Raw genomic sequence first — 23,656 nt, 5'->3', positions numbered from 1 at the left:
ATCAGGCATTGCTGCGCGCCTCGATCTGCTCCCACTTTTCCAACGCTTCCAGCAGCTCACCTTCGATCTCGGCCACGCGCGCGTTCAGGCGCTTGCCTTCGGCCGGCGTCTTCTTGTAGAAGTCCGGATGCGACAGTTCGGCGGCCAGCACCGATTGCTCGTCTTCCAGCTTGGCGATCAGTTTCGGCAACTCTTCCAGCTCGCGCTGTTCCTTGTAGCTGAGCTTTTTCTGCTTGGCGGCCGGCGCGGCGGCTTCGACCTTCACGGCCGGCTTGCTGGCGGGCGCCGTGGCGATCGGCAAGGTGCGCACGCGCTCCCAATCCGTGTAGCCACCGACGAATTCGCGCCATTTGCCCTCGCCTTCGGCGACGATCACTTGCGTGACAACGTTGTCGAGGAAGGTACGGTCATGGCTGACGAGGAAGACGGTGCCGGTGTATTCTTCCAGCAACTCTTCCAGCAATTCCAGGGTATCGATATCCAAGTCATTGGTCGGCTCATCGAGCACCAGCACGTTGGCCGGCTTGGCGAACAGACGGGCCAGCAGCAAGCGGTTGCGCTCGCCACCAGACAGCGACTTGACGGGCGAGCGGGCACGTTCCGGCGCGAACAGGAAGTCGTTCAGATACGTCATCACGTGGCGGCGCTGGCCATTGATCTCGACCCAGTCGCTGCCTGGCGCGATGGTTTCCATCAGGTTCGCCTCTTCGTTCAGCTGCGTGCGCATCTGGTCGAAATACGCGACCTGCAGCTTGGTACCCAGGCGGATGGTGCCCGTGTCCGACTCTTCCTGGCCCAGGATCATCTTCAGCAAGGTGGTCTTGCCGGCGCCGTTGGCGCCGATCAGGCCGACCTTGTCGCCACGCAGGATGGTGGCGCTGAAATCCTTGACGATGACCTTGTCGCCATAGATCTTCGAGACGTTTTCCAGGTCCGCCACGATCTTGCCCGAGCGTTCGCCGGCCGATACGTCCAGTTTCACTTGCCCCTGCTGTTCGCGGCGCGCATTGCGCGTCAGGCGCAGCGCTTCCAGGCGGCGCACGCGGCCTTCGTCGCGCACGCGGCGGGCCTTGACGCCCTTGCGTATCCACACTTCTTCCTGCGCCAGGAACTTGTCGAACTTGGCGTTTTCCACTTCCTCGATTTCCAGCTGCTCCGCCTTGCGAGTCTGGTAAGCCGTGAAGTTGCCCGGATACGACAGCAAACGGCCGCGGTCGAGTTCGATGATGCGCGTGGCGACGTTGTCGAGGAAGGAGCGGTCATGGGTAATGAACAGCACGCTGCCCTTGAAGTCGCGCAACAAGCCTTCCAGCCACAGGATGGAGCTGAAGTCCAGATGGTTGGTCGGTTCATCGAGCAGCAGCACGTCGGGCGCCGACACCAGCGCACGCGCCAGGGCCACGCGCTTTTGCATCCCGCCGGACAGGGTTTTCATCAGCATGTCGCCCGTCAGGTTCAAACGGTCGAGCACAGTTTCCACCTTGTTCGGCAAGCTCCACGCATCGGCCGCATCGAGTTTGACCTGGATGTCGTGCATGCGTTCCATCAGTTCGTCGTCATTGCCCTGGCCAAACTGACCGGTCAGCGCATCGTACTCCTTCAGCCATGCCTGCGATTCGCCCATGCCGGAAGCGACGGCGTCGAACACGGACATCTCCGGGTCGAATTGCGGTTCCTGCTCCACATACGCGATCTTGATGCCTTGCTGCATCACCAACAAACCGTCATCGAGCTTGAACTTGCCCGAAATAACCTTCAACAGCGACGATTTACCCGTGCCGTTGCGGCCGATCAAGCCGACCCGTTCCGAGGTTTCCAGTGAAAATTCCGCGTGATCGAGCAGCGCGACGTGACCGAACGCAAGTTGCGCCGATGAAAGAGAAATGACAGCCATAATGAGTAAGAGTGCTCGGGCGCCGTCTCGCGCACACCGCGTGGTGTGCAAAACAGCCGCCGATTGGATGAATGAAGCACGCATTGTACCGATAACTGGGACTTCAATCGCCATCGATCAGTAAATTGCTACCCGTATGGACCCGGGCCGCCGACGCGCGCTGCGTGGAATGTGGTGTCGCCAGCAGGAATCGAACCTGCATTTAAGTCTTAGGAGGACCTTGTACTATCCATTGTACGATGGCGACACGCGAAGCGGGATTATACAGGCTCGCGCGTTCCATGAACAACCTGGCAAACGCGACATGAAATCTGCGCTACTGCCCCGCTCAGCTGGCCGCAGTCGCCTTGCGCCGACGCAGCAGCGCCAGCAGCCCCACGCCCGCCAGCAGCATTCCATAGGTGGCAGGTTCAGGCACAGCACTGATCGTGAATATCTGAATCGCACCAAAGGTCACGTCGTTAGCTTGCCAGGTAGAGCCATCGAGCAAACTGATACCTGTCGATGGCTGCCCGCGAAAGTTATAGGTATATAGGAAAGAGCCGCCGCCGTGCGTCAGATCCGGCGGCACATACAGGTCGTGGCCATAGCCGAAGGTCGGGCCATAATTGATATTGTTATAGGTTTGATCCTTGCCGATTTCATCGCCGTTGAAATACTGCTTCAATTGCGGCAGCATCAAGCCTGACGTCAGGTTGAACAGGAATCCCGTCCGCGCACTGTCCGCCATCGTCACATGCATACCGTCCGTGGAACTCCAGCTTTGCGGATTGTAGCCGCCCACCAGCCAGGTCTGCCCCGCTGCATTGCTTGCTTCCATGACGGAAAAAGTACGGCCCTTACCGTCGGACGCCTTGTGAAAATCAAGCGACGTATCGCCTGCCGACTTGGTATAGATCGCATCGAGCTTCAAGTGCCCTTCGCCCAGCCAGGTTTCCAGCTGTCCCTGATAGGTAGGAGACAGCAGCGAAGGCCCAGAGGCGGCCTGCGCACTCAAGCAGAAACCCGCGCCAGCCACTGCCAGCAGGAAGGCACTTGCCGTTCTGAATTTGTTTTGCATCTGCTACCTCGACTGTCAGTATTTGGAACCGGTGTATTTTCCGGTTGCTAAATATAACATAACAGATAATGTTTTTATATTCCTTATTTTATCGCAAAAAGTGCAATATTAACAAAAAAAATTCAACCAGGCAACACCGCCGTCACCTCGATCTCAACTCTCGCTCTGTCCTCGATCAGTCCCGCCACCTGCACGGCAGTCATGGCCGGAAAATGCTTGCCGATGATTTCCCTGTAGGCAACGCCAATTTGTGGATATGCCGCCACATATTCCTTCTTGTCCAGTACATACCAGTTCATGCGCACGATGTGTTCGGGCAAGGCGCCCGCCTCGGCCAGCACGGCGACGATATTTTGCAAGGCCTGGCGCACCTGCCCCGCAAAATCGTCCGTGTGGAATTGCCCCTGCGCATCCCAGCCTATCATGCCGCTGACGTACACCGTGCGCCCGCTGGCGGCGATGCCGTTCGCATAGCCGCGCGGTCTGGCCCAGCCCGCTGGTTGTAACACTTGCATATTGTTTTCCTCGTTGTTCATGCGCTTCAGGCTGCTCATGCGTTTCCCGCCTCGCGCAGCAGTTCGCGCGCAATAATCAATTGCTGTACTTCGCTGGCGCCCTCGTAGATGCGCAAAGCGCGAATTTCGCGGTACAGGCGCTCGACCGGATGCCCGGTGACGACGCCCATGCCGCCAAACAGTTGCACGGCCGCATCGATCACCTGCTGCGCCGTTTCCGTGGCCGTCAGCTTGGCCATCGCCGCTTCCTTCGTCACCTTGCGGCCCTGGTCGCGCTGCCAGGCGGCGCGGTAGGTGAGCAAGGCGGCAGAGTCGATGCCGGTGGCCATCTGCGCCAGTTTTGCCTGCGTCAGCTGGAAGTCCGCCAGGGTCTGGCCGAACATCTGGCGCGACGTCGCGTGGCGCAGCGCTTCGTCAAACGCGCGCCGCGCAAAGCCCAGGGCGGCGGCGGCCACCGATGTGCGGAACACGTCGAGTGTCGCCATCGCCACCTTGAAGCCCTGCCCCGCTTCGCCCAGGCGCTGCGACGCGGGCACGCGGCAATTGGCAAAGCGCAGGCGCGCCAGCGGATGCGGCGCGATCACGGCGATGCGTTCGGCGATTTCCAGGCCGGGATTGTCGGCGTCGACGATGAAGGCGCTGATGCCGCGCGCGCCGGGCGCCTCGCCCGTGCGGGCAAACACCACGTAAAAGTCGGCGATACCGCCGTTCGAGATCCACGTCTTTTCGCCGTCGAGCACGTAGTCGTCGCCGTCGCGGCGCGCCGCGCACGCCATGGCCGCCACGTCGGACCCGGCCTGCGGCTCGGACAGGGCAAAGGCGGCGATGCGCTTGCCGCTGGCTACGTCCGGCAAATAGCGCGCCTTGTTGTCCAAGCTGCCGAACAGGCCGATGGCGCCCGAACCGAGTCCCTGCATGGCAAAGGCGAAATCGGCCAGGCCATCGTGGCGCGCCAGGGTTTCGCGGATCAGGCAAATGGCACGCGTATCGATCTTGCCATCGGCGCTTGTGGCATGCGCGAGCCAGCCTCCCTGCCCCAGTTGCGCCACCAGCGCGCGGCAGGCCGCATCGACGTCGGCATCATGGGCGTCGTCCAGGTGCTGCGTCGCCCAGGCATCGAGCTCGCGTTCAAGTTCGGCATGATGCGCTTCGAAAAATGGCCAGTCCAGATAGCTCATGTCACGCATGTCAGTTACCCTCGAATTGTGGTTTTTCCTTCGCCACGAAAGCGTGATAGGCGCGGTGGAAATCGTTGGTGGCCATGCAAATGGCCTGCGCCTGCGCTTCCGCCTCGATCGCTTCATCGACGCCCATGTTCCACTCCTGCTGCAGCATTTTTTTCGTCATGCCGTGCGCGAACGTGGGGCCGCTGGCCAGGCCGGCGGCGAACAGCTGCGCCGCCTCCGCCAATTCTTCCGGTTCGACGAGGCGGTTGAGCCAGCCCCAGCGCTCGGCCTCGGCGCCGGCCAGGGAACGTCCCGTGTACAGCAGCTCGGCGGCGCGGCCCTGGCCAATCACGCGCGGCAGCAAGGCACAGGCGCCCATGTCGCACCCGGCCAGGCCCACGCGGGTAAACAAAAATGCCGTCTTGCTGCGCGCCGTGCCGATGCGGATATCGGAAGCCAGCGCCAGCATGGCGCCGGCGCCCGCGCATATGCCGTCGATGGCGGCGATGATGGGCTGCGGGCAGGCGCGCATGGCCTTTACCACGTCGCCCGTCATGCGGGTAAACGCCAGCAGGCCGGGCATGTCGAGTTTTGTCAGCGGGCCGATGATGTCGTGCACGTCGCCGCCCGAACAGAAATTGTCGCCACTGCCCGTGATCACGACGGCCTTGACGTCGTCCGCATGGGCCAGCGCGCGGAACAGCTCGCGCAATTCCGCATACGAGTCAAAAGTGAGCGGATTCTTGCGCTCAGGGCGGTGCAGGGTCAGTGTGGCAACGCCTGCGTCGACGGCAAACAGAAAATGCCGCGCCGCGTAATGGGCCAGGCTGGCACGGTTGCCTGGCAGGTCTTGCGGCTGGCCGGGGAGGTGGCGCATGGTCAGTCCTTTATCGAGGTGTCATTCAGTTGCTGCTTCATGTGCGACAGCAGGTCGATCAACTGGGTTTTGTCGTCGGGCGTCACGCCGTGCAGCAGTTCGGCGATCCAGCCTTCGTGCACGCGCGCCATCTCGTCGAAGGCGCGCCGGCCCGCTGGCGTCAGCTTGACGCTGTACGAACGGCGGTCCTTCGGATCGACCACGCGCACCACGAGTTTTTCCTGCTCCAGCTGGTCGGTGATGCCCGTGATATTGCCGCCCGTGACCATCATGCGCTTGGACAGTTCGCCCATGCGCAAACCATCGGGAAAGCGCTCGAGCTGCGCCATCAAGTCGAAGCGGGGCAAGGTGATGCCGAAGGTGGCGCGCAAGCGCGTGCGCACCTCATTTTCAATCTTCACCGTGCACGAGAGCATGCGCAGCCACAATTTCAGCGACTGGTGATGGTCCTGCGTCAGCCGGCTGGCCAGGTCCAGCACGGGTTCGTCGTGCAGATTTTCGGGTTCTTTATCCATGGTCTTCATTCATTTACATGACTTCGCCGCCGGCGACGGCGATCGATTGTCCATTCATGGCGGACGACGCGGGCAGGCAGAGCCACGCCACCGCATCGGCCACTTCCTGCGGCTGCACCAGCCGCTGCTGCGGATTGGACGCCGCCAGTTCCGCACGCGCCGCGTCTTCGCCACGCCCCGTCTTGCGCACGATGTTTTGCACGGCCTGCACCACCATGTCCGTTTCCGTGTAGCCGGGACAGACGGCGTTGACGGTGACGCCGCGCGGCGCCACTTCCAGCGCCAGCGCGCGCGTCAGGCCGATCACGCCATGCTTGGCCGCGACATAGGCGCTGACATAGCGATACCCCTTCAAGCCCGCCGTCGACGCCACGTTGACGATGCGCCCCCAGCCCGCTTCCAGCATGGCCGGCATGGCCGCCTGGCAGCAGTGGTACACACCCGTCAGGTTCACGGCCAGCATCTGCTGCCAGATGGCGGCATCCGTCTTGCCGAAAGGCGCCGCATGCGCCTGGCCCGCGTTATTGACCAGAATATCGACGCGGCCGAAATGCGCGGCCGCCTGCGCAAACCCTGCCTGCACGGACGCTTCCACGGCCACGTCGAGCACGCAGATGGCCACCCTGCCCGCGTGGCCCGCCTCTTCCAGCTGCATGCGCGCGCGCGCCAGCCGCGCGCCATCGCGCCCGGCCAGGGTAACCCTGGCGCCCGCGTCCAGCAAGGCGCCCGCGCAAGCGAGGCCGATGCCGCTGCCGGCGCCCGTCACCAGCGCATGTTTGTCGGCCAATGCGCCATCAAGTTGTTCCTTGCTCATGTCATCCTTCCAGCAGCCGCGCGGCCACCTGTTGCGGGGTCAGGCCCGTATTGGCGGCGGCCAGCTGGCGTTCGCGCTGCAGATTGCGTTCCAGCTGCTGCTGGCCCGGACGGTACTGTTTCGGCCACGCGGCACCGGTGCCGCTGTGGCCGATGCGCGCCGTTTCCGTCAAGGTCCAGGCGGGGTTGGCAAGGTGCGGCCGGCCCACGGCGCACAGGTCGGCGCGCCCGGCGGCGATGATGCTGTTGGCGTGGTCGGCTTCGAAGATCGAGCCGACGGCCATGCTGGCGATGCCCGCCTCGTTGCGCACGCGGTCGGCGAACGGCGCCTGGAACATGCGTCCGTACACGGGCTGTTCGAGTTTGCTGACCTGGCCCGAGGAACAGTCGATCAGGTCGGCGCCGGCCTGCTTGAACAGGCGCGCGATGACGACTGCATCGTCGGGCGTGATGCCGCCTTCGACCCAGTCGTGGGCCGAGATGCGCACGCTCATCGGCTTGTCCTGCGGCCAGGCCGCGCGCATGGCGCGGAATACGCGCAGCGGATAGCGGCAGCGGTTTTCCAGGCTGCCGCCATATTCGTCCGTGCGGCGATTGGTCAGCGGCGAGATAAAACTCGACAGCAGGTAGCCGTGCGCGCAATGCAGTTCCAGCCAGTCGAAACCGGCGACGGCCGCCGCCAACGTGGCGCGCACGAAGTCCTGTTCGATGCGCGCCAGGTCGCTTTCCGTGGCCGCGCGCGCCACCTGCGACACACCGGCCAGGTATTGCTGTTCCGAGGCCGAGATCAAGGGCCAGTTGCCCTCGCTGAGCGGCAGGTCGATGCCGTCCCACATGGGCCGCGTCGAGCCTTTCGCGCCCGCGTGGCCCAGCTGCAGGGCGATCTTCGCATCGCTGTTCGCATGCACGAAATCGACGATGCGGCGCCAGGCCTGCGTGTGCGCTTCGCTGTACATGCCGGGACAGGCTGGCGTGATGCGCGCATCGGCCGACACGCATGTCATCTCGGCAAACACGAGTCCCGCGCCGCCCGTGGCGCGCGCACCCAGGTGCATCAAATGGTAGTCGCCCGCCACGCCATCGACGGCGCTGTACTGCGCCATCGGCGAGACGGCGATGCGGTTTTTCAGCAGCACGCCGCGCAGCCGGAACGGCGTGAGCATGGGCGGCAATGGCTCTTGCGACAGCGTCACGCCAGCCTGCTCGCCCGCGCGCCGCGCCAGCCACTGTTCATAATCGGCCACATACGCAGGGTCGCGCAGACGCAGGTTTTCATGCGAAATGCGCTGGCTGCGCGTGAGCATGGAATAGGCGAACTGCGGCGCTTCCATGGCGCTGTAACGCTCGACGTTTTCAAACCACTCCATGGAATTGCGCGCCGCGCTCTGGATTTTCAGCACTTCGATGGCGCGCAGCTGCTGGTAGGCGGCTAGCGCAGTGTCGCTATCCCCATGCTGGCCGAAGCAGCGCGCCAGCTCGATCGCGTCTTCCAGCGCCAGCTTGGTGCCGGAGCCGATCGAATAATGGGCCGTGTGGGCAGCGTCGCCCATCAGCACGACGGGTACGCCATCCTGCCGGTGCACCCATTGCCGGCAGACGATGCGCGGGAAGGTGATCCACTGCGCCGAGCCGCGCAAGTGCGGCGAATTGCTCAGCAAACCGTGGCCGTCGAGTTCCTCGGCAAACAGGGCTTCGCAAAAGGCGATGCCTGCTTCCTGGCTCATGCTGTCCAAGCCCGCGGCGCGCCACACGTGTTCGGGCGTCTCGACGATGAAGGTGGAAGTGTCGCCATCGTATTGATAGATATGCGCCTGGAACCAGCCGTGCGGCGTCTGGCGGAAGGCAAACGTGAACGCCTCGAATTTCTTGCGCGTGCCCAGCCAGATAAAGCGGCAATGGCGCTGGTCGATCTCGGGCTGGTAGCTGGCCGCATAGCGCGTGCGGATGCGGCTGTTCAAGCCATCGCTGGCGATCACCAGGTCGGCGCCGTACTGCTTCGCGATGGCCTGATCGTCCTGCACTTCCGTCTCGAACACCAGCTGTACGCCAAGCTCCTCGCAGCGCGCCTGCAGGATGTTGAGCAGGCGCTTGCGGCCGATGCCGCAAAAGCCATGGCCGCCCGAGCGCACGGTCTCGCCCTTGAAGTGGATTTCGATATCGTCCCAGTGGTTGAACGCCTGCAGGATGGCGCGCGCCGTCGGCTCGTCCGCGTTGGCCAGGTTGCCCAGGGTCTGGTCGGAAAACACGACGCCCCAGCCAAACGTGTCATACGGGCGGTTGCGTTCGATGACAGTGATGCGGTGATCCGGGTTCTGCTTTTTCATGAGCAGGCTGAAATACAGGCCGGCGGGGCCGCCGCCGATGCAGACAATATTCATGGGGTGTCCGTGCGAAGTTTGAAGCGCTGCAGCTTGCCCGTTTCCGTGCGCGGCAGCGAAGGCAGGAAGCGGATGGCGCGCGGATATTTATACGGGGCGATCTGCTGGCGCACGAAGTCCTGCAGTTCGGCAGCCAGCGCCTCGCTGGCCTGGCTGCCGTCTTTCAGCACCACGTGCGCCTCGACGATCTGGCCACGCTCGGCATCGGCGCGCCCGACCACGCCGCATTCGGCCACGGCCGGGTGGCGCAGCAGCGCCTCTTCCACTTCCGGGCCGGCGATGTTGTAGCCGGCCGAGACGATCATGTCGTCGCTGCGCGAGCGGTAATAAAAATAGCCGTCGGCATCCATCTCGAAGGTGTCGCCCGTCAGGTTCCAGCCATTCTGCACGTAATCGCGCTGGCGCGGGTCGGACAGGTAGCGGCAACCGGTAGGGCCTTTTACGGCCAGGCGGCCCGTCACGCCGGGCGGCTGCGGCACGCCCGCATCGTCGACGATGCACGCTTGGTAGCCGGGAATGGCCTTGCCGATGGCGCCGCGGCGGATGCCCTCGCCCGTGGCGGAAATGAAGATGTGCAGCATCTCGGTGGCGCCGATGCCGTCCGTCATGGCCAGCCCGGTGGCCGCCTGCCAGGCGTCGCGCGTGGCCAGCGGCAGCGCTTCGCCGGCCGACACGGACAAGCGCAGGCTGCGCAAGTCGTGCTGCGCGGCCAGGGGCGCCATCTGACGGTAAAAGGTGGGCGCCGTGAAGCAGATCGTGGCTTGATAGGCGCCGATGGCGCGCAGCAGGCCGTCGGGCGTGAGTTTTTCCAGCAGCACGGTGGCCGCGCCAAAGCGCAGGGGGAACAGCAGCAAGCCACCGAGGCCGAAGGTGAACGCCAGCGGCGGCGTGCCGATGAAGATATCGTCGGCGCGCACCTGCAGCATGGAGCGGGGAAAACAGTCGCAGATGGCCAGCAGGTCGCGGTGTATGTGCATGGTGCCTTTGGGGACGCCCGTAGTGCCCGAGGTAAAGCTGATCAGACAGACGTCGTCAGCCGCCGTGTCGCATGCGGAAAATGGCGCAGCGTGGGCCGCCATGCGCCGCTCCAGTTCCGCGTCGGCGGCGCCAAAGCACAGCATGGGCGGCAAGCCGGGCACGCCATCGAGTTCCGCGCGCAAGCTCTGCGCGCACAGCACGGCATTCACTTCAGCTTTGGCCAGGATGGTGGACAGTTCGCGTGTGCGCAGCAGCGGCATGGTGGGCACGGCGATGCAGCCGGCTTTCAGCACGGCGAGCAGGCAGGCGGCCATCATGGGCGTATTCGCGCCGCGCAGCAGCACGCGGTTGCCGGGGATCAGGCATAAATCGCTGCGCAGCACGTGGGCGATGCGGTCGACTTGCCGCGCCAGCTCGGCGTAGCTCCAGCGCTGGCCGTCGGCAAGGATGGCGGTACGCTCGCCGCCGTTGACCACGGCCGCATCGAGCAGCGCGGCGACGCAATTGAGGCGCGCCGGATACTGGAGCTCGGGCAAATCAAGGCACAGCTGCGGCCAGAGTGCGCGCGGCGGCAAATGCGTGCGCGCAAAGTCGTCCTGGGGAGATGCTGTGGTAGGCGAAGGGTCGCTGCTCATGCTCATCCTGGCGGGTAGCGGGCGCGTGCACAAGGCCCGGAAGCAGATACTTTAAACCTAAAGTATTTTTCCGGCAAGCGAAAAACAGCAGATTCAGTCGTCTCTGTCCTGTTGCTGCAGCAAACGCGCCTGCTGTGCCACGCTGCGCGCCAGCGCGGCCAGGGCCGTTTGCATCTGGCCGCCGTCAAGCACCGCCGATTGCAGCAGCGCGCTCATGCCCGCTTCCGCGCCATGCAGCCCGAGGGTGCGGCAACCGAGGTGCAGCCGTTCCAGCTGCTGGCGCGCCTGGGCCGGTTCGCCGCGTGCCAGCAAGGCGTCGACCTGTTCGCTGGCGGCGCCGATCTGTCCCTGAAAGCCCGTCAAGTAGGCCAGCAGGCGTTCGCCGTCGATGCCCAGCCGCTGCAAGGTATCGCGCGGCGCCTCGGCCGGCAAGGCGGAAACGTCGAAGCAGGCGTCGATATGCTGGCGCACCTGCTCCGGCTGGAAGGGTTTCACGATGTAGCCGGCGGCGCCGGCCTGCACGGCGTCGCGCACCGTGTCCTGGTCATTGGCCGACGAGACGAGCACCAGCGGCATGGCGTCGAGCGCGCTGTCGGAGCGGATTTTCTGCAGCAGCTCCATGCCGGACAGGCGCGGCATGCGCAAGTCGCAAAAGCACAGCGAGGGACGCAAGCCGCCTTCGAGCTGCTCCCACGCCGCCGCGCCATCTTCGGCTTCCACGATATCGTGCACGCCGCAGCTGTCGATCAAATGCATCAATACCATGCGCGACACGACATCATCGTCAACCACCAGTACTTTCATTGCTTTCTCCATTGGCGGCAGCGTCAAGGTGCCTGGCCGTATTCTACCCAGTTTCGCCGCGCGCCCGAAGGCCGGCATTGCCTATTTTACATTTCTTGACCCGAAACGGCTATTTGCGCCAACAGTGCGCGCAATTGCGGCAAATGCAGGGCCACCTGCGTCCAGCGCCCGCCATCCGCCGCCTCTTCCATTTCCGTGCACAGCATGTGCAGCTGCGTTTCATCGAGATAGGCGGCGCTGCCCTTCAAGCCGTGCAGCAGGCGCCCGGCGTTATCGCGGTCCTGCGCCGCCAGGGCGGCGTCGAGTTCGCGCAAACGCCCTTCCAGGTCGGCGACGAAGGCGACGCGGATACGCCGTTGCAGCTCGCCGCTGCGGACCGACTGGGAAGGCGCCGGAACAGGAACTGCCGGCGCGATGCCGAACAGGGCATCGAGTTCGGCCTGCCCCCGCGCGGCGCCGCGCGGCGCGTTCGACGGCATGCGCGGCAGCATGAAACCGCGCTGCAGCTGGCGCTCGATGGCGCGCGCCAGCAAGCCATGCAGCGCCGCCTCGTCCACCGGCTTGCTGAGGAAATCATCCATGCCGACGCCAAGATAGCGGCTGCGGTCTTCTTCACTGGCGTTCGCCGTCAGGGCCACGATCATCAGCTCCTGGTCGCGCACGGGCTGGTCCGGCCAGCCGCCCACGCGGATCAACCGCGTCGCCGTGGCGCCGTCCATCTCCGGCATGCGCCCGTCCATCAGGATCAGGTCATAGCGCGTATGCACGCAGGCCGCCACCGCCAGCACGCCGTTGGCGACCACGTCGACCCGGTGTCCCAGTTCCTCGAGCATCACGCGGATGATGATCTGGTTGGTGGGGAAGTCTTCCGCGCACAGCACGCGCAGCTGGTGGCTGTGCGGCGCCAGCGCCACCTGCGGCACCAGCGGCGGCGCCACGCCATCGGCCAGGGGCAAGGTGAAGGCAAACGTGCTGCCCTGCCCCGGCGTGCTGGCCACCTCGATCTCGCCATCCATCAGTTCGACCAGCTGGCGGCAGATGGCCAGGCCCAGGCCCGTGCCGCCGTAGCGCCGCGTGGTGCTGGCGTCGGCCTGCTCGAACTTCTGGAACAGGCGCGCCATCGCATCGGCATCGATGCCGATGCCGCTGTCGCTGACGGTAAAGCGGATCAGGTTGACACGGCGCCCGCCCCTGCCGCTGGCCACGCCGGCCCGCTCGACGCAGACGCTGACGCCGCCGCGCTGGGTGAACTTGAAGGCGTTGCCGACCAGGTTGACCAGCACCTGGCGCAAGCGGGTCGGGTCGCCCACGACGAAGGGCGGCAGGTCGGGCGCGAAATCGATGGAGAAACCGATGCTGCGCGCGGCCGCCTGCTCTTCGAACAGGGTCACCACCGTCTCGATCGCCGCGCCGAGCGCGAAGTCGATGTTTTCGATACTCAGCTTGCCCGCCTCGATCTTCGAGAAATCGAGCAAGTCGTTGATGATCACCAGCAGCGACTGGGCATTGGCCTGGCCGCGCAGGATCTGTTCGCGCGTGGCGTCGTGCAGCTGCTCGTCGCGCAGGGCAAAGCCCAGCATGCCGATCACGCCGGCCAGCGGCGTGCGCATCTCGTGGCTCATGTTGGCCAAAAATTCCGATTTCTGGCGCGTCGCATCCTCGGCCTTACGCTTTGCCTGGCGCAGGCTTTCCTCGTTTTTCGTCAGGCTGCTGTTCACCTGCGCCAGCTTTTCCGACTGGGCCAACACTTCGATTTCCTTGCTCTGCAACTCGGCCGTGCGTTCGCCGACCAGTTTTTCCAGCTCGTTCTGCTGGCGCCGCAGCGTGCGCACGCGCTGGCGGTAGGCGCCATACACGGCGCCCAGCAGCAGCGCCGCCATCAGGGTGCGGAACCACCAGGTTTTCCAGAACGGCGGCAAAATCGTGATGGCCAGGGTGGCGCCGCTCTCGTTCCACACGCCGTCCTTGTTGGCCGCCTTGACGCGAAACACATAGTTGCCCGCATCGAGGTTGGTGTAGGTGGCAAAGCGCCGGCCCGCATCGGTCATGACCCAGTCCTGGTCGAAGCCTTCGAGCCGGTAGGCGAACATATTGCGCTGGGGCGCGGCGAAATGCAGGGCCGCGAATTCCAGCGAAAAGACGCTTTCGCGGCTGGTCAGCACCAGCTCGCGCGTATGGTCGATGGCCGTCTTGAGCACATGCGCGAACTCGCCGCGGCCAATGCCCACCGGCTTGTTGAAGATCTGCAGTTCCGTGACGGCCACCAGCGGCGGCACGCGGTTGTCGTGGATATCCTGCGGCATGAACGCCGTCATGCCGTTGAAGCCGCCGAAATACATGGTGCCGTCCGACGCGCGCAGGGCCGCGCCATCGAAGTACGAGCCTTCCACCGTGCCGTCGGCGCTGTCGTAGTTGCGAAACAGGCCGCTGCGCATGTCGAGCCGCGTGATGCCGCTATTCGTGCTCAGCCACAGCTGCTCGTTGTCGTCGCCGAGGATGCTGGCGACGGCATCGTCGGCCATGCCATCCTTGCGCAGGAAACGGCGGAAACGGATCTCGCCCTTGGCGTCGATGTCCATGCGGTTCAGGCCATTGGCCGTGCCCACCCACAGCACGCCGCGCTTGTCCTCGTGCAGGAAATGCACTTCGTCGTGGCTCAGGCTCTGCGGGTTTTGCGGGTCGTGGCGGAAATGGCGGAAGCGGCCGCTGGCGCGGTCCAGCAAGTCCAGGCCGTGGAAGGAACCTATCCACAGCCGCCCCTTGCCGTCTTCCAGCACGGGCCGCACCATGTTGTCGGACAGGCTGTTCGGGTCGGCCGGGTCGTGGCGGTACGTGGTAAAACGCTTGCTGGCCGGGTCGAAGCGGTGCACGCCGCCCCGCGTCGAGACCCACAGCATGCCGCTGCGGTCGCTGACGATATTGCGGATAGTGTCGCTGTTCGGGTCGCCGGCGGCAAAGCGCATGGTGAAGAAACGCCCCAAGGCGGGATCAAAGCGGTGCAAGCCCGTCGAGCCGCCCACCCACAGCACGCCGTCCGGCGCCTTGTACAGGGTCGTGACCTGCTCGTCGCGCGACATGCCGGGTGCGCTGCGCAGGTCGAACAGGCGTGAGCTGCCGTCGCGCGTGTCGTACAGTTTCAGGCCGCCCTTGGTGGCCAGCCACAGCTTGCCGTTGCCCGCGTCGGCCACGGCGCGCACTTTCTTGTCCGCCAGCGCGCCCACGTCGCCGGGCGCGCGCGCCATGCGCGAAAAGCCGCCGCTGCCCAGGTCGACCCGGCTCACGCCGTTGTACCAGGAGCCGACCCAGAAGGTGCCGGCGCGGTCGCGGTACAACGACGACAGCTGGTTGTCGGCCACGCTGAACTTGTCGCCCGTCTGGTGGCGGTATTGCAGGAAGGTGTCGCTTTCGGGCAGCCAGCGGAACAGGCCATCGGCATTGCTGCCCAGCCAGACGGTGGCGTCGACATCCTGGTACAGGCTGGCCACGCGGATGGCGGAGAAGCCATGTTTCTCGCCCAAGCGCACTCTCGATTGCGGCGACTGGCCGGCCGCGCCCAGGCGCCAGCGCTCGGCACCGGCCATGGTGCCGATCCACAGGTTCTGCTGGCGGTCGATCAGCAGCGACTGGATCACGTTGTACTTCGAGCCGGGCGTCGCATCGACGGCGAAATGCTCGAAGCGCTCGCTGCCCGGCGCCAGCATGTCCAGGCCCGTCACCGTGCCTATCCACAGGCGCTGCTGCGCATCCAGCGCCAGCGCCTTGATTTCATTGTCGCCCAGGCTGTGCGGGTTGCCCTCTTCATGGTGCCAGGTGCGGAAGCGGCCCGTGGCGGGGTCGAAATGCTGCAAGCCGTCCGAGGTGGCGATCCAGAAGCCGCGCGCGCCATCGTCGAGAATGGCGTGGATATGCCGGTTGCCGTTGCCGCGCTTGCTCTTTTCGGCCGGGCCGTAATGGATGAAGGTCTGGCTGGCGGCGTCGAAGCGGTCCAGGCCATTGTCCGTGCCCACCCACAGCTGGCCCTGGCTATCGACGTGCAGCTCGCCGACCCAGTTATCGGCCAAGCTGGTCTTGTCGCCCTCGATATTCTTGTAGACGACCATGCGGTAGCCGTCGTAGCGGCTCAAGCCGGACTGGCTGCCGAACCACATATAGCCTTGCCGGTCCTGGGCGATGGCCAGCACCGATTCCTGCGCCAGGCCCTGGTCGACGCTGAGCTGGTCGAAACGCAGGGTGGGCGCAGGCGCCGCCACGGCCCATCCGCCCGCCATCAAAATTAACAGTAAGGCAACATCGCAAACACGTCGAAATACCCGCACAATCGTCCTGTCAAAAAAAACGCGAAAAACCCGCACGCCGCTCCAAGGGCCGTCTCAAGAACCAAAAAACGCCAGTACATCGTCCTTGCGGGCTTGCGTATCGCGCTGTCCAAGACGGATCAGCTCGTTAGTATACGTCGATTCGAACAATAAATACGATGCCAGCGCCGCGCCGCGCGCTTCGGCCGCGCCGATGCCCGACAACATGGTGCGGATGGGACGCGGCAAACTGCCGATATGCCGGCTGGCAATGGCGTCGAGCCGTTCGGACGGCGCGATGACCAGCAATTCCACCGGCCGCAAGGCCGTCTTGCCCAGCAATTCAGGCGGCAGCATCGAGAGGGTCAGGTTGATGCGGTTCAGGCGCTCGATGTCGACGGCCAGACCGTCGAGGAAGATCGACGAGAGCGCGTGGCCGGCGATCTGCGCCAGGCTCGGGTAGCGCGCCGCTTCGGACGCGGCGGGCGCCGGTTCCGTCATGCGCCCCGCGCCCACCACCAACACCTTGTTCGCGCCCAGGTGAATCGCCGGCGAGATCGGCGCCAACTGGCGCATGGAACCGTCACCGCAGTATTCGCGCTGGCCGCCCACGTACAGGGGCACGGCAGGGAAGATGAAGGGGATGGCGGCCGATGCCAGCAAATGCTCCACGCCGATCTGGTCCGGCAGGGCCAGGCGCTGCGTGCGCACCCACGGCGCGATATCCTCGGCCGTCTGGTAAAACGTCATGTGGCGGCTGCCCGAATACGAGGACGCAGTCACGGCCAGCGCATGCAGCAAGCCGTCGGCCAGTGCCGCGTCCAGGCGCGGCAAGTCGAGCATGCGGTGCAGCAAGCTGACCAGCGGAGTATTGTCGAGCAGGGAACTGGGCGGCGACGCATGCCACTGGCGCAGCAGCCAGCCGAACGACAGCAGGGACAGCCAGCGCGCGCCCGAGCGGATCACACCCAGCGAATCGGCGCGGTACACTTGCTCGACTTCGATGTGCTGCCACACGTCGAGCAGCTTTTGCACGCCTTCGCCGAAGTTATCGGCGCGGCAGGCCAGCGCCGTGGCGTTGATGGCACCGGCCGAAGTGCCGCAGATGATGTCGAACGGGTTGCGCGCCGGCGCCCAGCCCGCTTCCCACAGTATCGCCGAAATCGCCTGCAGCACGCCCACCTGGTAGGCGGCACGGGCGCCTCCTCCCGTGAGTATCAAGCCTGTTTTATTTTGCATTCCCATGCCGGCAGATTAGCAGGGTCTGGATGCTTTGTGGAAAAGATTAGGGGGTGATTAATCTCCGCGAACCATCCCTTCTCTTCTCGGATCTGCCCCCCCAAACCAGAAATCCTTGCCATGCGCATTCAGGCGCATGATGCCCTGCAAGCCCGAGTTCTGCTCGATCACGCGCACCTCGTGGCCCATCGCCTGCAGCGCCTCGACTTGCGCTGCCGGCGCACGGCCCTTTTCCAGTTCCGTCGGGCCGTTGCGGCTGCCGAAGTTCGGCAGACTGATCGCCTGCTGCACGTTCAAGCCCCAGTCCATGGTGCCGACCAGCACCTTGGCCACATAATTGATGATGGACGAGCCGCCGGGCGAACCCGTGGCCAGCACCAGCTTGTGCGTGCCCTTCTCGAACACGAGGGTGGGCGACATGGCGCTGCGCGGCCGCTTGCCCGCTTCGACCCGGTTGGCGATCGGGCCGTCCGCATCGCGCGAATCGAACGAGAAATCCGTCAGCTGGTTATTGAGCAAAAAGCCGTCGACCATCTGGCGCGAACCGAACGCGTCTTCCACGCTGGTGGTCATCGACAGGCCGCCGCCAAAAGCGTCGACGGCCACCAGGTGCGAGGTCGACGGGCGCTGCAAGGCGTTGTCCATGCCCCACGCCACCTGCATGCCGGGCGGCGTGCCAGGTTTGGCCTTGCCCATGGATTTTTCACCGATCAGCGCGGCGCGCTGGGCAAGGTAGGTTTTATCGAGCATCGAGGCGACGCCATTGCCCGGCAGCGGCACGAAGTCCGTGTCGGCCACGTAGCGGTTGCGGTCCGCGTAGGCCAGGCGCCCCGCTTCCGAGAACAGGTGGATCGCTTGCGCATCGAGCACGCCGTCGACGGGTGCATACGGCCGGATGTCTTTGACCTCCAGGATGCCCAACATCTGCGCGATGGCGATGCCGCCCGACGATGGCGGCGGCATGCCGCACACGGTCCAGGCCTTGTAATCGCTGCAGACGGGCTCGCGCACCTTGGCCTTGTAGCCGGCGATGTCGGTCGCCGTAAGCTTGCCCGGGTTGGTCGGGTGAGACGCCACCTTGGCGGCGATGTCGCGCGCGATGCGGCCGTTGTAAAAAGCGTCGGCGCCGCCGCGGGCGATCTCGCGCAGGGTGCGCGCCAGTTCGGGATTCTTCAGCACGTGGCCGACGGGCCATGCCTTGCCCTCATTATCATAGAAATACGCGGCGGCGACAGGGTCGCGCTTCAAGGCCTGGTCCCAGTTCAGCAAGCCGTTGAGGCGCTGGCTGACGGGAAAGCCGCCGTGCGCCAGCTTGATGGCGGGGCCGAACAGGGTCGCCCACGGCAGCTTGCCATGTTCCTTGTGCGCCAGTTCCAGCATGCGCAGCACGCCCGGCGCGCCCACGGAACGTCCGCCCACCACGCCCGTGGCGCGCGAGACGGGGCTGCCGTCCGGATTCTGGAACAGGTGTTCATCGGCGGCGGCCGGCGCCGTTTCGCGCCCGTCGAACGCCTGCACGCCCTTGGCCGTGGAGTACAGCAAAAAGGCGCCGCCGCCGATGCCCGACGATTGCGGTTCGACCAGGGTCAGTACCAGCTGCGTGGCGATGGCCGCGTCGATGGCGCTGCCGCCCTTTTTCAGCATCTGGTAGCCCGCATCGGCAGCCAGCGGATTGGCGGCGGCGACCATGAATTTCTGCGCCGCCCAACCCGATTTTTCCGCATACGCGGTGGCGACTTCCGGCGCCTTTTGCGGCACCTCGGCAAATACGGGACTGGCAGCGAGTGCTCCCAGCAAGGTCAGGCTCAGCGCCAGCGGCTTCAATGTGATCATGCTTACTCCGGTAAAGATACCCGGGTATGCTACCTCAAATGCCGGCCACGGCGCTGCACCCTCGACGAGGGCTTACTTCGGCTGCATGCGGATCGCACCGTCGAGACGAATCGTTTCGCCATTGAGCATGACGTTTTCCACGATGGCTTTCACCAGTTGCGCGTATTCGCCGGGCTTGCCCAGGCGCGATGGGAACGGCACCATCTTGCCCAGCGCATCCTGCACTTCGGCCGGCATGCCCAGCAGCATCGGCGTTTCGAAAATGCCGGGCGCCACCGTCATCACGCGGATGCCGTTGCGCGACAAATCACGCGCCATCGGCAGGGTCAGTCCCACCACGGCCGCCTTCGACGAGGCGTAGGCTGCCTGGCCGATCTGGCCATCGTAGGCCGCCACGGACGCCGTGTTGATGATGATGCCGCGCTCGCCTTCAGCGGTGGCATCCTGCTTGGCCATGGCGTCGGCCGCCAGGCGGCACATATTGAAGGTGCCCACCAGGTTGATGTTGACGACTTTCTGGAACAGGGCCAGCGGGTGCGGGCCATCCTTGCCCACGGTTTTCACGGCCGGCGCCACACCAGCGCAGTTGACGAGGCCACGCAAGGTACCGAGTTTGGTAGCGGCCGCCACCACGGCCAGGCCGTCTTCTTCCGACGTCACGTCGCACTGCACAAACACGCCATCGAGTTCCGCGGCCAGCGCCTGGCCCGCTTCCGTCTGCACGTCGGCCAGCACGACCTTGCCGCCGGCCGCCGTCAGCATGCGCGCCGTGGCCGCGCCCAGGCCCGATGCGCCGCCCGTGATGATGAATACATTGTCTTGAATCTGCATGAAATCTCCTGAGTGATAAGGGCCGTGTTCCCGGCGCCTGATGGTTACATGGTGCCATAGTTACGTTTACGTAAACGTAATGTCGGCGACAATTGTAGCCATTTTTGAGCGCACCGCGCGAAAACTTGCAGGACCAGCCTATGGCAGGACTAAAAACACTGGATGAACGCCCCATTGCGGTGGCAGATGCGCCCGTTGGCATCGAGCGTGGCGTTGCCCGCGCCGTTGTAGCGCGCGCCGGCCGCATCGCGGCAACCGCCCGTGTCGCAGGCGCCGATCGGCTGCGGCGCACGGGGCATGGGCACGGCCGGGCTGGGCGGCAGGGGCGCCATGGGCACGACGGGAGGCGCGGGCTGCGCCGGCATGCGGCCGATCACTTGCGGCACGGAACGGCGCGGCTGCACGGGCGGCGCCGGGCGGCAAGGTTCGACGGCCAGCTTGCCGCTGTCGCGCGGATCGAGCTGGCACACGGGCAAATCATCGGAAACGGCCTGCTCCTGGGCGCCTGCATGGCCGCCAACGAGCAGCAGGGCGCAGGCCAGCGCCGGTATGGTTTTGATCATCGTCTTCATGCCACCTCCCCATGCATCGATCATACCGCTTTCATTATTGGCACACGCGGCGCCAGATGCCATGCATATGCTGCAACGGTGTTTTATTTCCTTTCATCACTTTCCTTCTTGCCAGGATAGCATTACAATAAGAACGATTCTTATTCTCATTAGCAGAATGGGAGCGCAGTTTATTGCATTTTCAATCATTCATACCCGAGCCACCCGGAAGGCAGCCAGGAAAAAACAACATCCGGAAAGTTCACCATGACCAAGCGCAGTCCCGCCTTCACATCCTTCGCAGTCCCCGCCGCCACTCCCGCCCGTCCCCGCCATTGCGCCACCCTGCTCCTGCCCTGCCTGCTGTCTTTGGCCGTCAGCAGCGCCTGGGCCGAAGGCAATGTGGCCGCCGACCCGACCATGAACACCGTGGTCGTTACCGCGTCGGGCACGGCCATCGACATCAAGGATGCGCCGGCCAGCATCAGCGTCATCACGCGCGAGGAAATCGAGCGCCAGCCCGTGTACGACCTCAATACCCTGCTGCGCCGCATCCCCGGCGTGACGGGCGGCACCAGCCCCGTGGGCGAAGAATCGAAGATCAAGCTGCGCGGCCTGCCCGACAAATACACCCTGATCCTCGTCGACGGCAAGCGCGTGGGCAGCTCGGCCGACACGGCTTACCGCCCGGACCTGGGCCGCCAAGACTTGAACTGGATCTCGCCCGACATGATCGAGCGCATCGAAGTGGTGCGCGGCCCCATGTCCTCGCTGTACGGCTCGGACGCCATGGGCGGCGTGATCAACATCATCACGCGCAAGGTGCCGGGCAAGTGGAACGGTTCGGCCACGGCCAACTACACGCAGCCGCAGGACAGCGGCCGCGGCACGGCGCACCAGCTGGGCGTGAACCTGGCAGGTCCCCTGTCGGACACGGTCGGCATGCGCCTGGGCGTGGGCCAGACGCGCCAGAATCCCGATGAAAAAGCCATCGGCAAATCGGGCGGCATCGGCGGCGAACGCAACCAGACTGTCACGGGCCAGCTGAGCTGGGCGCTGGACAAGAAGCAGAACGTGACGCTGGACGCCAGCTACGGCAAGCAGCAATCGACGGATTCGACCACGCTCGACGCGGACGGCTACCCGCTGTTCGGCGCCTGGGGCGCCAGCAAGCTGATACGCAAGAGCGCCAGCATCGGCTATGAAGGCCGCTGGGACTTCGGCAAGGCCATGGTCAACCTGTACCACAACGATTTCGACAACGAAGTCGTCGGCACGGTGGCGAAATCCAAGGACAGCACCCTCGACGCCAGCCTGGAAAAACGCGTCGGCTGGGGCGGCATCGAGCAGATGCTGGTGATGGGCGGCCAGTGGAAGCACCAGGAACTGACGAACACGGACACCATCGGCACCATCCCTACCGACTACCTGGGCAACCCCGTCAGCGGCGCCACCCTGTCCGGCACCACGTCGGCCCTGTTTGCGGAAGACCAGCTGTTCCTGCGCGACAACCTGACGGCCACGGCCGGCCTGCGCCTCGACCACCACAGCAAGTTCGGCAACCATTACAGCCCGCGCCTGTACCTGGTGTACCACCCTGCCCCCGCCTGGACCATCAAGGGCGGCGTGTCGCAAGGCTTCCGCGCCCCGAGCCTGAAGGAAAACTCGCCGGCGGCGGCCACGCAGTCGGGCGGACGCGGTTGCGGCAGCCTCAAACCCCTGGGCTACATCACGGGCGGCTGCTACATGGCCGGCAATGCGGACTTGAAGCCGGAAACGAGCACGGCCGGCGAGATCGGCGTGGCGTGGGAACAGAATGGCTGGGACGTGGGCGTGACCTACTTCCACACGGATTTCAAGAACAAGATCGACTACGCGCCGCTGGGCTTTTACCAGAAGCAGTGGTGGACCAAGATGACGAATATCCAGAAAGCGCGCACCAGCGGCGTGGAAGCGACGGCCACCATCCCGCTGACGAAAAACCTGAACTGGCGTAACAACGTGACCTACATGGCGGAAGCGAAAAACCTGACGACGGGCGCCAACCTGCTGTCGACGCCGAAGCTGTCGTGGTACTCGGCCTTGGGCTGGCAAGTCAACGACCAGCTGTTCGGCGAAGTGTCGGCTCAGTACACGGGCAAGGAACTCGATGCGGGCCAGGCGGCCAACAAGGCTTACACCATCGTTGACACGGTCGTGTCGTACAAGGTCACGCCACAATGGACCGTGCGCGGCGGCGTGGAAAACCTGTTCAAGAAGGGCCCGCTGGCCGATGGACTGGTCGATTATTATGTGCCGGGACGGCGCATGTTCGTCGGTTTGACGTCGCGCTTCTAATAGCGGGGCGGCGGCGTATTTGGCGGCGGCGTGGCGGCATTGGCCGGCACGCTGCTCAGCATCTGCCCGGCCACGGGCACCTTGTGGCCGCTCGCATACATGCATTGCTGGTAGGCGTAATCGTAGCGGCGCTGCATGCCATACACCGAACTGTCGGCCGCGTCCGTGCCCGCCAGCGCGCCAAAGACCAGCCCTGTACCGGCACCCACGCCGGCGCCATGGCCGCCATCGATGGCGGCGCCGGCCACCGCACCGAGCACCGTGCCCAGGGCCGCACTGCGCACGCCGCTGTCGGCCGCGGCCTGCTGCGCCGAACCGCCGCCCAGCTGCGCCTGCGCATACCCGCGGCAGTGGGCGTCATCTCCCTGGAATTGCGCGAAACTTTTGCCCGTGCCGGGCAACACCATGGCCGACGGCCCTTGCGGCATCACCGTGCATGCCGCCAGCACAAGGGGCGCCAGCACGCCCCCACACACTGCGCCTGTTTTCCCGTTCATGTCGCACCTCGCTTTCAGCGCACACTGCCCGGCGCCACGGCGCGCCACGGCAATGTACAACTTGTCACGTAGGGATAATAGCCTTGCGGCTGACGGCAGTAGTACCACATCGGCGCCGTCGGCACCCCGCCCTGCTCGACATACACGGGCGGCGCGACGGGCAGCGGCTGTACCACCACCGTGCGTCCGTACGGATGGCGGTACCACGGGTCGCCGTACCACCCCGGCCCGTAGCCCCAGCTAGAACCCAGCCACACGCCGACATGCGAGCGGCCACGGAAATGGCCGTGTCCGTGATGACCATGATGGCCGTGGAAGCCGTGTCCACCGTGCCGGCCATGCCTGCCCGGATCGGCCCAGGCGCTGCCGGCCAGCGCCAGCCCCACCGCCACGGCCAGCCCCCGCATCAGCCAGCGCCGTTTGTCTGCCTTGTCCATG

Annotated in this window: 18 protein-coding genes and 1 tRNA gene; 1 reads left to right on the top strand and 18 read right to left on the bottom strand. The window is 65.0% G+C overall.

All coding sequences use genetic code 11. The annotated features are described in order from the left end of the window. Position 1 precedes the first annotated feature (1 nt). From OPV09_RS08420 to OPV09_RS08345, 16 genes are all read right to left on the bottom strand, one after another. Entirely contained in the window at positions 2-1,894 is a 1,893-nt protein-coding gene (locus OPV09_RS08420; protein WP_034751693.1) for an ATP-binding cassette domain-containing protein, read from the bottom strand. 172 nt (positions 1,895-2,066) lie between these two features. Continuing rightward, positions 2,067-2,141 (bottom strand) — tRNA-Arg (locus tag OPV09_RS08415). A gap of 81 nt (positions 2,142-2,222) precedes the next feature. Further along, positions 2,223-2,954, bottom strand: coding sequence for a PEP_CTERM-anchored TLD domain-containing protein (locus OPV09_RS08410; protein WP_338681205.1), 732 nt, complete (start codon positions 2,952-2,954; stop codon positions 2,223-2,225). 122 nt (positions 2,955-3,076) lie between these two features. Then, a complete protein-coding gene (locus tag OPV09_RS08405) occupies positions 3,077-3,469 on the bottom strand; it encodes a RidA family protein (RefSeq protein ID WP_070303994.1) in 393 nt (130 codons plus the stop codon). A 35-nt stretch (positions 3,470-3,504) separates the two neighbouring features. Then, on the bottom strand, positions 3,505-4,656 hold the full coding sequence (locus OPV09_RS08400) for an acyl-CoA dehydrogenase family protein (RefSeq protein WP_338681204.1): 1,152 nt from the start codon (positions 4,654-4,656) through the stop codon (positions 3,505-3,507). Between the two features lies 1 nt (position 4,657). Then, positions 4,658-5,512 carry an enoyl-CoA hydratase family protein gene (locus OPV09_RS08395; protein ID WP_072454469.1) on the bottom strand — a complete coding sequence of 285 codons (855 nt, stop codon included), beginning with the start codon at positions 5,510-5,512 and terminating at the stop codon, positions 4,658-4,660. A 2-nt stretch (positions 5,513-5,514) separates the two neighbouring features. Then, positions 5,515-6,027, bottom strand: a complete 513-nt coding sequence (locus OPV09_RS08390; protein ID WP_034751704.1) for a MarR family winged helix-turn-helix transcriptional regulator — start codon at positions 6,025-6,027, stop codon at positions 5,515-5,517. A 13-nt stretch (positions 6,028-6,040) separates the two neighbouring features. Then, positions 6,041-6,841 carry an SDR family NAD(P)-dependent oxidoreductase gene (locus tag OPV09_RS08385; RefSeq protein ID WP_338681203.1) on the bottom strand — a complete coding sequence of 267 codons (801 nt, stop codon included), beginning with the start codon at positions 6,839-6,841 and terminating at the stop codon, positions 6,041-6,043. A 1-nt stretch (position 6,842) separates the two neighbouring features. After that, positions 6,843-9,218 carry a bifunctional salicylyl-CoA 5-hydroxylase/oxidoreductase gene (locus OPV09_RS08380; RefSeq protein WP_338681201.1) on the bottom strand — a complete coding sequence of 792 codons (2,376 nt, stop codon included), beginning with the start codon at positions 9,216-9,218 and terminating at the stop codon, positions 6,843-6,845. Continuing rightward, positions 9,215-10,831 (bottom strand): AMP-binding protein, encoded by a 1,617-nt coding sequence (locus OPV09_RS08375; protein WP_338681200.1) that lies wholly within the window; start codon positions 10,829-10,831, stop codon positions 9,215-9,217. The genes OPV09_RS08380 and OPV09_RS08375 overlap by 4 nt, the downstream gene beginning before the upstream one ends. A gap of 93 nt (positions 10,832-10,924) precedes the next feature. Beyond that, positions 10,925-11,635: a response regulator gene (locus OPV09_RS08370; protein WP_219329202.1), complete on the bottom strand. Its 711-nt coding sequence runs from the start codon at positions 11,633-11,635 to the stop codon at positions 10,925-10,927. 86 nt (positions 11,636-11,721) lie between these two features. Then, positions 11,722-15,903, bottom strand: coding sequence for a hybrid sensor histidine kinase/response regulator (locus OPV09_RS08365; protein ID WP_338681198.1), 4,182 nt, complete (start codon positions 15,901-15,903; stop codon positions 11,722-11,724). 102 nt (positions 15,904-16,005) lie between these two features. Continuing rightward, complete coding sequence (locus OPV09_RS08360) at positions 16,006-17,175, bottom strand: patatin-like phospholipase family protein (protein WP_034751717.1); 1,170 nt, start codon at positions 17,173-17,175, stop codon at positions 16,006-16,008. 51 nt (positions 17,176-17,226) lie between these two features. Beyond that, positions 17,227-19,002: a gamma-glutamyltransferase gene (gene ggt / locus OPV09_RS08355; RefSeq protein ID WP_338681197.1), complete on the bottom strand. Its 1,776-nt coding sequence runs from the start codon at positions 19,000-19,002 to the stop codon at positions 17,227-17,229. Positions 19,003-19,074: 72 nt separating this feature from the next. Further along, positions 19,075-19,833, bottom strand: a complete 759-nt coding sequence (locus OPV09_RS08350; protein WP_034751723.1) for a 3-hydroxyacyl-CoA dehydrogenase — start codon at positions 19,831-19,833, stop codon at positions 19,075-19,077. A 149-nt stretch (positions 19,834-19,982) separates the two neighbouring features. Continuing rightward, entirely contained in the window at positions 19,983-20,405 is a 423-nt protein-coding gene (locus OPV09_RS08345) for a hypothetical protein (protein WP_219329205.1), read from the bottom strand. 246 nt (positions 20,406-20,651) lie between these two features. Here OPV09_RS08345 and OPV09_RS08340 point away from each other — a divergent pair, with 246 nt between their 5' ends. Then, a complete protein-coding gene (locus OPV09_RS08340; RefSeq protein WP_338681196.1) occupies positions 20,652-22,721 on the top strand; it encodes a TonB-dependent receptor domain-containing protein in 2,070 nt (689 codons plus the stop codon). Here OPV09_RS08340 and OPV09_RS08335 read toward each other — a convergent pair. Both OPV09_RS08335 and OPV09_RS08330 read right to left on the bottom strand, forming a co-directional pair. Continuing rightward, entirely contained in the window at positions 22,718-23,218 is a 501-nt protein-coding gene (locus OPV09_RS08335) for a YMGG-like glycine zipper-containing protein (RefSeq protein ID WP_338681195.1), read from the bottom strand. The genes OPV09_RS08340 and OPV09_RS08335 overlap by 4 nt on opposite strands. A gap of 14 nt (positions 23,219-23,232) precedes the next feature. Then, complete coding sequence (locus OPV09_RS08330) at positions 23,233-23,655, bottom strand: hypothetical protein (RefSeq protein WP_083292778.1); 423 nt, start codon at positions 23,653-23,655, stop codon at positions 23,233-23,235. Between the last annotated feature and the right edge of the window lies 1 nt (position 23,656).

It is taken from the genome of Janthinobacterium sp. TB1-E2, from assembly GCF_036885605.1.
Lineage (GTDB): Bacteria > Pseudomonadota > Gammaproteobacteria > Burkholderiales > Burkholderiaceae_D > Janthinobacterium > Janthinobacterium aestuarii.
Note: the sequence above shows the minus strand (reverse complement) of the source record. Positions and strands in the feature narration are given on the sequence as shown.

Bases quoted from the DNA above. Each gene is read 5' to 3' on its own strand.
- OPV09_RS08405 (WP_070303994.1), bottom strand. From the start codon at position 3,469: ATGCAAGTGTTACAACCAGCGGGCTGGGCCAGACCGCGCGGCTATGCG.
- OPV09_RS08335 (WP_338681195.1), bottom strand. From the start codon at position 23,218: ATGAACGGGAAAACAGGCGCAGTGTGTGGGGGCGTGCTGGCGCCCCTT.
- ggt (WP_338681197.1), bottom strand. From the start codon at position 19,002: ATGATCACATTGAAGCCGCTGGCGCTGAGCCTGACCTTGCTGGGAGCA.
- OPV09_RS08370 (WP_219329202.1), bottom strand. From the start codon at position 11,635: ATGAAAGTACTGGTGGTTGACGATGATGTCGTGTCGCGCATGGTATTG.
- OPV09_RS08375 (WP_338681200.1), bottom strand. From the start codon at position 10,831: ATGAGCAGCGACCCTTCGCCTACCACAGCATCTCCCCAGGACGACTTT.
- OPV09_RS08400 (WP_338681204.1), bottom strand. From the start codon at position 4,656: ATGCGTGACATGAGCTATCTGGACTGGCCATTTTTCGAAGCGCATCAT.
- OPV09_RS08340 (WP_338681196.1), top strand. From the start codon at position 20,652: ATGACCAAGCGCAGTCCCGCCTTCACATCCTTCGCAGTCCCCGCCGCC.
- OPV09_RS08350 (WP_034751723.1), bottom strand. From the start codon at position 19,833: ATGCAGATTCAAGACAATGTATTCATCATCACGGGCGGCGCATCGGGC.
- OPV09_RS08365 (WP_338681198.1), bottom strand. From the start codon at position 15,903: ATGGCGGGCGGATGGGCCGTGGCGGCGCCTGCGCCCACCCTGCGTTTC.
- OPV09_RS08390 (WP_034751704.1), bottom strand. From the start codon at position 6,027: ATGGATAAAGAACCCGAAAATCTGCACGACGAACCCGTGCTGGACCTG.
- OPV09_RS08345 (WP_219329205.1), bottom strand. From the start codon at position 20,405: ATGAAGACGATGATCAAAACCATACCGGCGCTGGCCTGCGCCCTGCTG.
- OPV09_RS08330 (WP_083292778.1), bottom strand. From the start codon at position 23,655: ATGGACAAGGCAGACAAACGGCGCTGGCTGATGCGGGGGCTGGCCGTG.
- OPV09_RS08385 (WP_338681203.1), bottom strand. From the start codon at position 6,841: ATGAGCAAGGAACAACTTGATGGCGCATTGGCCGACAAACATGCGCTG.
- OPV09_RS08360 (WP_034751717.1), bottom strand. From the start codon at position 17,175: ATGGGAATGCAAAATAAAACAGGCTTGATACTCACGGGAGGAGGCGCC.
- OPV09_RS08410 (WP_338681205.1), bottom strand. From the start codon at position 2,954: ATGCAAAACAAATTCAGAACGGCAAGTGCCTTCCTGCTGGCAGTGGCT.
- OPV09_RS08395 (WP_072454469.1), bottom strand. From the start codon at position 5,512: ATGCGCCACCTCCCCGGCCAGCCGCAAGACCTGCCAGGCAACCGTGCC.
- OPV09_RS08380 (WP_338681201.1), bottom strand. From the start codon at position 9,218: ATGAATATTGTCTGCATCGGCGGCGGCCCCGCCGGCCTGTATTTCAGC.
- OPV09_RS08420 (WP_034751693.1), bottom strand. From the start codon at position 1,894: ATGGCTGTCATTTCTCTTTCATCGGCGCAACTTGCGTTCGGTCACGTC.